This window comes from Rhodopseudomonas sp. BR0C11 (assembly GCF_010820945.1).
GTDB lineage: Bacteria > Pseudomonadota > Alphaproteobacteria > Rhizobiales > Xanthobacteraceae > Rhodopseudomonas > Rhodopseudomonas palustris_H.
In genome coordinates, this window is sequence record NZ_QTKI01000165.1 from 1 (window position 1) to 9,621 (window position 9,621).

General features: G+C 64.7%; 8 protein-coding genes and 1 tRNA gene. 6 read left to right on the forward strand and 3 right to left on the reverse strand.

Annotated elements, in window-relative coordinates; all coding sequences use genetic code 11:
• The 3 genes from DYI24_RS14130 to DYI24_RS14140 all read left to right on the forward strand — a co-directional run.
• Positions 1-1,978: TonB-dependent receptor (locus DYI24_RS14130; protein WP_164572737.1), on the forward strand; the 1,978-nt coding region annotated here is incomplete at its 5' end.
• Between the two features lie 481 nt (positions 1,979-2,459).
• Entirely contained in the window at positions 2,460-2,813 is a 354-nt protein-coding gene (locus DYI24_RS14135) for a PRC-barrel domain-containing protein (RefSeq protein WP_107357210.1), read from the forward strand.
• A gap of 142 nt (positions 2,814-2,955) precedes the next feature.
• A complete protein-coding gene (locus tag DYI24_RS14140; protein ID WP_164572738.1) occupies positions 2,956-4,641 on the forward strand; it encodes an alpha-amylase family protein in 1,686 nt (561 codons plus the stop codon).
• 139 nt (positions 4,642-4,780) lie between these two features.
• On the opposite strand, the gene DYI24_RS14145 is transcribed toward DYI24_RS14140, so the two are convergent.
• Positions 4,781-6,397, reverse strand: a complete 1,617-nt coding sequence (locus DYI24_RS14145) for an alpha-amylase family glycosyl hydrolase (RefSeq protein WP_164572739.1) — start codon at positions 6,395-6,397, stop codon at positions 4,781-4,783.
• 508 nt (positions 6,398-6,905) lie between these two features.
• On the opposite strand from DYI24_RS14145, the gene DYI24_RS14150 reads away from it, so the two are divergent.
• Together DYI24_RS14150 and DYI24_RS14155 are read left to right on the forward strand one after the other, a co-directional pair.
• The gene (locus tag DYI24_RS14150; protein ID WP_164572740.1) at positions 6,906-7,439 is read left to right on the forward strand and encodes a hypothetical protein; all 534 of its coding nucleotides are present in this window, start codon (positions 6,906-6,908) and stop codon (positions 7,437-7,439) included.
• 280 nt (positions 7,440-7,719) lie between these two features.
• Positions 7,720-8,244 carry a hypothetical protein gene (locus DYI24_RS14155; RefSeq protein WP_164572741.1) on the forward strand — a complete coding sequence of 175 codons (525 nt, stop codon included), beginning with the start codon at positions 7,720-7,722 and terminating at the stop codon, positions 8,242-8,244.
• A 27-nt stretch (positions 8,245-8,271) separates the two neighbouring features.
• On the opposite strand, the gene DYI24_RS14160 is transcribed toward DYI24_RS14155, so the two are convergent.
• Positions 8,272-8,421 (reverse strand): hypothetical protein, encoded by a 150-nt coding sequence (locus tag DYI24_RS14160; RefSeq protein ID WP_159059388.1) that lies wholly within the window; start codon positions 8,419-8,421, stop codon positions 8,272-8,274.
• Between the two features lie 246 nt (positions 8,422-8,667).
• Positions 8,668-8,741 (reverse strand) — tRNA-Gly (locus DYI24_RS14165).
• A 195-nt stretch (positions 8,742-8,936) separates the two neighbouring features.
• On the opposite strand from DYI24_RS14165, the gene DYI24_RS14170 reads away from it, so the two are divergent.
• The gene (locus DYI24_RS14170; RefSeq protein WP_164572742.1) at positions 8,937-9,515 is read left to right on the forward strand and encodes a methylated-DNA--[protein]-cysteine S-methyltransferase; all 579 of its coding nucleotides are present in this window, start codon (positions 8,937-8,939) and stop codon (positions 9,513-9,515) included.
• The last annotated feature ends 106 nt before the right edge of the window (positions 9,516-9,621 follow it).

Genomic DNA, 9,621 nt, shown 5'->3' on the forward strand with positions numbered 1-9,621 from the left:
CTCATCGTCGTCAGCGCCGAGCAGCACCGCTGCAACGGATGCCATGACCGCGCCGCAGAATCAGGCCGCGAGCAGCCGCGTCATCACCGGCGCGGAGATCAACGCGCTGCCGTTCATGCGGCCGGGCGAAGCGCTGGAAGCCGCGCCCGGGCTGGTGGTCACCCAGCATTCGGGCGAAGGCAAAGCCAACCAGTACTTCCTGCGCGGCTTCAACCTCGACCACGGCACCGATCTCGCCATCACCATCGAAGGCATGCCGGTGAACATGCCGACCCATGGCCACGGCCAGGGCTATGCCGACGTCAATTTCCTGATCCCCGAGTTGATCAGCACCATGACGGTGCGCAAGGGGCCGTATTTCGCCGACGTCGGCGACTTCGGCTCGGCCGGCGCGCTCGGCATCGAATATCTGCGGGCGATGCCCAAGACCCTCGCCGAGGTGACGGTCGGCAGCTTCGGCTATCGCCGGCTGCTCGGCGCCGGCTCGACCCGTGTCGGCGACGGCACCTGGCTCGCCGCGTTCGAAGCCAACACTTACAATGGCCCGTGGGACGTGCCGGACAACGTCCGCAAACTCAACGGCGTGCTGCGCTACAGCCAGGGCACCGCGACCGACGGCTTCTCGCTGACCGGCATGGCCTATTCCAACCGCTGGACCTCGACCGATCAGGTGGCGCAGCGCGCGATCGACCAGGGCCTGATCGGCCGCTACGGCTCGCTCGATCCGACCGACGGCGGCATCGCCAGCCGCTACAGCCTGTCGGGCCGGTTCGCGAAATCCAGCGACATCGGCCAGACCGACATCAACGCCTATGTGATCCGCTCGTCGCTGCAGCTCTATAACAACTTCACCTATTTCCTCGACGATCCGGTGAACGGCGACCAGTTCAACCAGCACGACCGCCGCACCGTGCTGGGGCTGAACGGCACGCAGCGCTTCGACTACCGGTTCGCCGGCCTGCCGGTCGAAACCCGGGTCGGGCTGCAGACGCGATCCGACACCATCAATGTCGGCCTCAACAAGACCTATCAGCGCGACTGGCTGTCGACCGTGCGCGCCGACGACGTCTCCGAGCAGTCGCTCGGGCTGTGGACCGACACCACCGTGCGCTGGACCGATTGGCTGCGCACCACCGCCGGCGTGCGCCAGGATTTCTTCACCGGCCGGGTGATCAGCGACAATCCGGCGAACTCCGGCAATGCCTCGGCGGCGATGACCAGCCCGAAAGCCGGCATCGTGCTCGGTCCCTGGGCCAGCACCGAGTTCTACGGCAACGTCGGCACCGGGCTGCATAGCAACGACATCCGCGGCGCCACCATCACGGTCGATCCCAACTCGGGCGATCCGGTGAACCGCGTGCCGCTGCTGGTGCGCTCCAAGGGCGCCGAACTCGGCATCCGCAACAAATCGATCCCCGGGCTGACGACCTCGCTCGCGGTGTTCGTGCTCGATTTCGACTCCGAGCTGTTGTTCGTCGGCGATGCCGGCACCACCGAGCCGAGCCGGCCGAGCCGCCGCGTCGGCGTCGAGTGGACCAGCCAATATCGGCCGCTATCCTGGCTCGGCGTCGATCTCGACGTTGCCTATACCAAAGCGCGGTTCACGGATTTCGACCTGGCTGGCGACTTCATCCCGGGCGCGCCGGCCTGGGTGGCGAGCGCCGGCATTACGCTCGGCGAGCAACGCGGCTGGTTCGGCGCACTGAAGGGGCGTTACTTCGGACCGCGGCCGCTGATCGAAGACGACAGCGTGCACTCGCTGTCGTCGCTGATCTTCAACGCCCGCGCCGGCTATCGCTTCGACAACGGCATTCGGCTGCAGCTCGACGTGCTGAACCTGTTCAACGCCAAGACCAACCAGATCGAATATTACTATCTGTCACGGCTACCCGGCGAACCGCTGGGCGGCATCAACGACCGCCATGTTCATCCGGCCGAACCAACCGCGGTGCGGTTGACGCTCGCGGGTTCGTTCTGACGCCGTCGCCCACATGCGCCGTAGCCTGCATGCAGCGCAGCGGAATGCGGGAAGCCGCAGACAAAGACCCAGATTTCGCTTCGCTGCATCCGGGCTACAGTGGCTGAAGCGACAGTCACTGAAGTGACAAAGCGCCCTAAAACGACAAACGCGCGCCGGCGTGTGTACGCCGACGCGCGCCTCGTAACTCGCTGGTTCCCAGGCGCTGCGAGACGCCTCGGCCGAGCGGCTCACTGCTCGTGCATCACTTCCGGCGAGCGGGTCTCGTGCCCGCCGCAACGATGCTCAGTCAGCCAACCTCAGCGGGCGTCCCCAGCGAGGTGACAGCGTTTCGAGAGAGACACTGGACCACCTCCTTCCGTTGTTTCCGATGAAGAGAGGATAAGTACGATTCTCCGGTTTGTGAAGAGGCGATGACGCAGGCTCGGGCGCGGAACAGGTTTTCGATCCGCTCGTTGGTTTCGCTCACAGGGAGACCAACATGAACCCAGAAGCCAACGAAACCCTCAAGCTGATCGGCAGCGACAAGGTGCAGGGAACCGCGGTGTACGGGCCGGACGGCGAGAAGATCGGCTCGATCGAGCGGTTGATGATCGAAAAGGTCAGCGGCCGGGTGTCCTACGCGGTGCTGTCGTTCGGCGGCTTCCTCGGCATCGGCGACGATCACTACCCGCTGCCCTGGCCGGCGCTGAAATACAATGTCGAGCTCGGCGGCTATCAGGTGATGGTCACGATCGACCAACTCGAACGCGCGCCGAAATACGGACGCGGCTCCGAATGGGACTGGCGCGGCGCGCGTCAGGTCGACGATTACTACGGCGTGGCGCTGACCTAACCGCAACGCCGTCAATCTGTTCGCCATTGCGAGCGAGCGAAGCAATCCAGGCGCGCCGAGCAGGGGGCACTGGATTGCTTCCTCGCTTCGCTCCTCGCAATGACAGGCCAAACACTCCCTCCTCCCAAGCCGCCGAGCGCCGATGATCGACGACCTTTGGTACAAGAACGGCGTAATCTATTGCCTGTCGGTCGCGACCTATATGGACGCCAATGGCGACGGCATCGGCGACTTCAAGGGCCTGACCAGGCGGCTCGACTATCTGCACGGGCTCGGCGTCACGGCGATCTGGCTGATGCCGTTTCAGCCCTCGCCCTATCGCGACGACGGCTACGATATCTCCGACTATTACGGCGTCGACCCGCGCTACGGCACGCTCGGCGACTTCGTCGAATTCACCCACGGCTGCAAGCAGCGCGGCATGCGGGTGATCATCGACCTCGTGGTCAATCACACCTCCGACCAGCATCCCTGGTTCAAACAGGCTCGCGCCGATCCCAATTCGCCGTATCGCGACTGGTATGTGTGGTCGGATAAGAAGCCCGCCCACGCCGATCAGGGCATGGTGTTCCCGGGCGTGCAGAAATCGACCTGGACTCACGACAAGCAGGCGAAGGCTTGGTACTTCCACCGCTTCTACGAATTCCAGCCCGACCTCAACACCGCCAATCCCTATGTGCAGGAAGAGATCCTGAAGATCATGGGGTTCTGGATTCAGCTCGGCGTGTCCGGCTTCCGGATGGACGCGGTGCCGTTCGTGATCGCCACCAAAGGTCCCAACGTCAAAAAGCCGGTCGAACAGTTCGACATGCTGCGGACCTTCCGCGAATTCCTGCAATGGCGCAAAGGCGACTCCATCATCCTGGCCGAGGCCAACGTCCGCCCCGAAGACGATCTGCACTATTTCGGCGACGACGGCGAACGCATGCAGATGATGTTCAATTTTCATGTGAACCAGCATCTGTTTTACGCGCTCGCCGCCGCCGACACCGGACCGCTGGCCAAAGCGCTCGCCGCAACCAACCCGCGACCGGCCACCGCGCAATGGGGGCTGTTCCTGTGCAATCACGACGAGCTCGATCTCGGCCGCCTGACCAAGGCACAGCAGCGGATCGTGTTCGAGAAGTTCGGTCCGGACAAAACCATGCAGCTCTACGATCGCGGCATCCGGCGGCGGCTGGCGCCGATGCTCGGCGGCGATCAGCGCCGGCTCGAGCTCGCCTACAGCCTGATGATGACGCTGCCGGGCACGCCGGTGATCCGCTATGGCGATGAGATCGCGATGGGGGACGACCTGGCGCTGCCCGAGCGGCGCTGCGCCCGCACGCCGATGCAATGGTCGACCGAGCCGCACGGCGGTTTCACCAAGAGCGACAAGCCGGAGATCCCGGTGATCGACCACGGCGCCTACGGCTTCGAGCACGTCAATGTCGCCCAGCAGCGCCGCGATCCGGATTCGATGCTGAACTGGACCGAGCGCATCATCCGGATGCGCAAGGAAGTGCCGGAGATCGGCTGGGGCGACTTCAAGGTGATCGCCGCGCGCGATCCCGCGGTGCTGATCCTGCGCTACGACTGGCGCAACAATTCAGCGCTGTTCGTGCATAATCTCGACGAACAGCCACGCGAGGTGTCGTTCGCGGTCGGGCTGCCCGATGATGCCGGCGCCACCTTGATCGACCTGCTCGGCCCCAACCACAGCCACGCCAGCCGGGGCCGGCACAAGCTGCTGATCGAAGGCTACGGCTATCGCTGGTTCAGGGTTGGCGGTCTGGATTATCTGCTGCGCCGCACTGAAGTCGACGGCGGCGGACGCGCACGGGCCTGAACCATCGATAGCCTTTCAAATCGTCATTGCGAGGAGCGCAGCGACGAAGCAATCCAGCTCGATGTACTGAGCTGGATTGCTTCGCTTCGCTCGCAATGACGGAGAAGTTGTGGGAAAAGATCGGGCGCTGCTCGGGCGGCTACACCACATCCTCCGGCGCGCGGCCGACGATGATGCCTTCGTTGCCGCGGAGATCGAGCGTGGCGCCGATGCGTTCACCGGCACGGTCGAGCATCGTCGACAACAGCACCTCGCCATCGAGCCCGATGGCGTCCGACGCAGCCGAAATCGGATCCGGTCCGAGATTGAGCGCCACCAGCACCGACTGTCCCTGATGATGCCGGCGATACAGCAACAGATCGCCCTCCGCGGCGAGCGGCTGATAATCGCCGAGCGCGAGCTGCGGCAGTTGCCGCCGCAGCCGCAGCAATGCGCGATACAGATTGAGGATCGACTGCGCGTCCGCCCGCAGATTGGCAACGTTATCCTGGGTGGCGTCGGGCGCCGGCGGCAGCCACGGCCGGGCATCGGAGAAGCCGGCATTCGCTGAGGCGTCCCACTGCATCGGCGTACGGCAGCCGTCGCGACCGACACCGATCCCCGGCACGTTCTTCTCGAACGGGTCCTGCACGTCCTCGGGCGCGATCTCGACCTGCTCCATGCCGAGCTCGTCGCCGTAATACATCGTCGGGGTGCCGCGCAGCGTCAGCAACAGCATCGCGGCGACGCGCGCCTGCGCCGGCCCGACGCGGCTCGCCACCCGCGGCCGGTCGTGATTGCCCAGCACCCAGTTGGGCCATGCGCCCGACGGCAGCGCCAGCTCGTACCGCTCGATCAGCCCTGCGATCTCGCGGGCACGCCATGGGGTCGACAGCAGCGCGAAGTTGAACGGCAACTGCGCGCCCTTCAGCCCGGCGCCGTAATACGCCACCAGCCGCTCGACCGGCAGATAGATCTCGCCGATCAGCAGGCGATGATCGAACTCCTCGATCACGCTGCGCAGCTCGGCCACCACCGCGAGCGTCTCCGGCCGGTCGGCCGAATACACCGGGAGCAGTGCAGCGTGCGGCGGCATGCCGGGGCGGAAATCAGGGTTGGGCGGGTTGTTGCGGAATTGATCGTCCTTGATCAGGTGCCAGATCACGTCGACCCGAAAGCCGTCGACGCCCTTGCGCAGCCAGAACCGCATCGCCTCGAAGATCGCGGCCCGCACCTCCGGATTGCGCCAGTTGAGATCGGGCTGCTGCTTCAGGAAGGCGTGATAGTAATACTGGCCGGTGGCGTCGTCATATTCCCAGCCGCTGCCGCCGAATTCCGACAGCCAATTGGTCGGCGGCCCGCCATCCGGCGCCGGATCGCGCCAGATGTACCAATCACGCTTGGGATTGTGGCGAGACGACCGGCTCTCGATGAACCATGGGTGCTGGTCGGACGAATGGTTCGGCACCAGATCGAGAATGACCTTCAGACCGCGGGCATGCGCGGTGAGCACCAGCGCGTCGAAATCGTCCATGGTGCCGAAGATCGGATCGATGCCGACATAGTCGGCGACGTCGTAGCCGAAGTCGGCCATCGGTGACGGGAAGATCGGCGACAGCCAGATCGCATCGACGCCGAGGTCGGACACATAGCCGAGCCGATCGATGATGCCGCGCAGATCGCCGATGCCGTCGCTGTTGCTGTCCTGAAAGGAGCGCGGATAGATCTGATACAGCACACCCGCCGTCCACCACGACGCGCTCGCAACCGTTTCCATTCAACTCTCTCCCCTGTCGGTCTCAGACGCGACAGGGCGCGGCTTTGTTCCGAGCGCGGCCGAATCCGGATCGCTGTGGTTGCACAGTCGTGCGTCAGGGCCGTGAACGGATGTCTTGCGTCTGACGTCCCAGGACGGGGCCGCGGCGCCGGGCCACGCCAGAGTCATCCGCCTGTCGGAGATGAACGGCAGGATCGGCCCGGCAAGAATCGGAGACGGTGAGCTCGGCGGCCGGGGGTCGACGCCGGGGAAGACTATACCGGGCTACCGGTCAACGCATTCGTGAACTGACGATCCGGCTGGAGTTGATCGAACCGTCTTGATCGCAAGTGATTATTTACTGCAAGCAAGCAGGTTCTGCTGCGGCGCGATGCCGCCGGTAACCTGGTGTTTGCAGGGCTTGCCGCGTCGCGAAACTATGCCAAGTTGGGAACTGGGTGGGTTGCCAACGAATTGTCGGTCAAAGACTGAAATTCCAACCAACGCATCACTCTAGAGGAAGGTAGTAATGACGCAGATCTTCAAGGTGTATCAGGACGCAGCCAAGGCGCAGGCCGCTGTCGCGGAGCTCAAGGCCGCTTCGTTCAGCAACGCCGCGATCGTCTCCAGCGACAAGGACGGTACCGTGGTCACGGTCGACCCGCCGTTCGGCAAGGGTGGCCAAGCCGACGCTATCCTCAACCGCCACGGCGCGATCCGCGACGTCTCCTCCCGCCACGGCAGCAGCGCTTCGCTGGTGGATTCGTCCGCCCGCTTGACCGGCGCGCCGCGGCTGACCGACTCCCGCACCACCCTCGGCGGCATCTTCCCCGAGCTGACCAGCCCGAACTTCTTCCTGTCCTCGATGTTCGGTCCGCTGCTGGCGGCGTCGCAGAAGCCGTGGTCGTCGCTGGCTTCGAGCCAGAAGCCGTGGTCGTCGCTGACCAAGAATCAGGACGCTTGGTCGTCGCTCGCCAGCAATCAGAAGGCCTCGGCTCAGCTGATCAACAACCCGGCGCCGTTCTCGTCGATGCTCGGCCTGCCGGTGCTGGCCGGTCGCTAATCGGCGATCGCAGATCACTTATTGAGTTACTGGAAGCGCCGGCTTTGCCCGGCGCTTCTTTTTTGCCCCGGAACAATTTGAATTAGATTAAAAATAACTTGCACGGCCACACGGGTTCCGAAATGAATTGATTAGTTTCGGGAGTACGCATGCGGTCGCCGCGCACGAGATGGAGCATCCAAGTAACAACGTCGGCGATCACGCCTGACGGGATGCATTTTTTCCGCGTGGCGGCATCCACGGAGAGCTCAGCTCATGTCACGGCAGCGAGGTGCCGCTGATGCTGGAGCTCAGCCTTCTGGGGATTATAGGGCTAGCAGCGGCATATGGCACCGCGCTGTGGTGGATGGGCCGTCACGACGACGTGCTGTACGGCGATTTCGTCAGCCCGGAAGGTGCTGCGACACTCAACTCAGCAGAACCGACTCCTTTGCGGCAGCAACCGACCTTGCCTGCGACCAATCATTCCCGGGAAGCTGCGCCTCATCGGCCAGCGGCGGCGCGTGCCGCGGTCCCACTGGTTCAAACTAGCGTTCGTCCACCGTCTCGGACATCCGCCGTGCCACAGCGCCCGGTAACACCGGCCGCAACTATCCCGTCTCAGCCTGCCGGAAATCGAGTTACCACGGCGCAGCCGCTGTTACCGGCACCACTTCCGCCGGTCACACCTTCTGCTCAGCATCGCTCGCCCAGCAGGCCGATCCCGGCACCTGCACGCAGCGAAGCACCTGCGCACAATGATGTGCTGAATTCGCTGCTGGAGACGATCAAGCACGACCTGAACAACGCGGTCGGCAAGTCCTGAGGCCGACCGCGAAAGGCCGCGTGACGATCAGTCGTGACGGGACATCACGCGCGCGTTGGCGTGCTGATGCTCGCCTTCATGACCGCTCGCGATTACTACGCCGAACAGAATCAGCACCGTCGACACCGCGGCCGCAGCCAACAGCAAGATGTCGAAAGTCATCATGGTGGTCGTCATCGCCGTACCCCCTGCAATGAAGCAGTAACTAAGCTTCCTGCTGATCGGCGGCGGCGGCGTTGACGCCGATCAACCGCAGCACACTCCGGATGCAGGCTGCCGTGCGCGCAGCGCAGAGCAAGCGACCACAACGCCGGATTGGCGCGCGATAGCGTACCGAGCAGCGCTGTCTCAACGCTCGCCGTAGCCCTATCGCGGTAACCCGCAACAACAGCCGATCGAGATCAGGGGAAGGCGTGGGGAGGTTGGAGCGGGCGAAGGGAATCGAACCCTCGTATGCAGCTTGGGAAGCTGCCGTTCTACCATTGAACTACGCCCGCGCCGGGCGCCGCGCTGACGCGGCGACGGACTCTGATCTAGCCGAGACCGGGCGCGCCGCCAAGGGGCGATCATTGAGGGGGGCCGGCGCGCGACGCCGCAGCCCCGCCCGCACCGCAATGCCAGCTCGTTAAAGTTGTTAATAATTTGTTCACTTTCTAGATGCGTCCCCGCTTTTCGCTGGTACGGTTCTGACTATGGCGGGGGCTGCCTACACGATCTTCGACACCATGATGGGCCGATGCGGGATCGCATGGGATCGCGGTAGCGTGCTTGCCGTGCAGCTGGCCGAAAGCCGCGAGATCGACACCCGCCGCCGGCTGCTACGGCTCTGCCCGGATGCCCGCGAGAGCCGTGCCGAGGCCTGGATCGAACCGGTGATCGACGGCATTGCGGCGGCGTTGCGCGGCGAGCCGTGGGATTTCTCCGACGTTGCGCTCGATCTCGGCGGGATTCCGGCGTTCGATTGCCGCGTCTATGCGGCGGTCCGCGCAATCCCGCGCGGCGAGACGTTGACCTTTGCGGAGATCGCCAAGCAGCTCCGCGCCTCCGGCGCCGTGCATGCGGTCGGCCAGGCGATCCGGCGCAACCCGTTCCCCCTGATCGTGCCGTGCCACCGCGCTCTCGCAGCCGCGGGCGACACCAGCGGCATCTGCGCCAATGGCGGCGCCATCACCCGGCGGCGCCTGCTGTCGTTCGAAGGCGCGCTCGCCACCAGCGGCCCGAGCCTGTTCGACGTGCTGCTGCCGTTTGCCCCGCGGCAGGCTGACCGCTAACGCACCACCGGCACGGAAGCCGGCTTCGGGCCCCAGCGCGTCACCAGCACGCTGAGCGCCGACGTCAGCCCAAGCAGCACCATCGATCCGGCGGCGAGCAGATAGA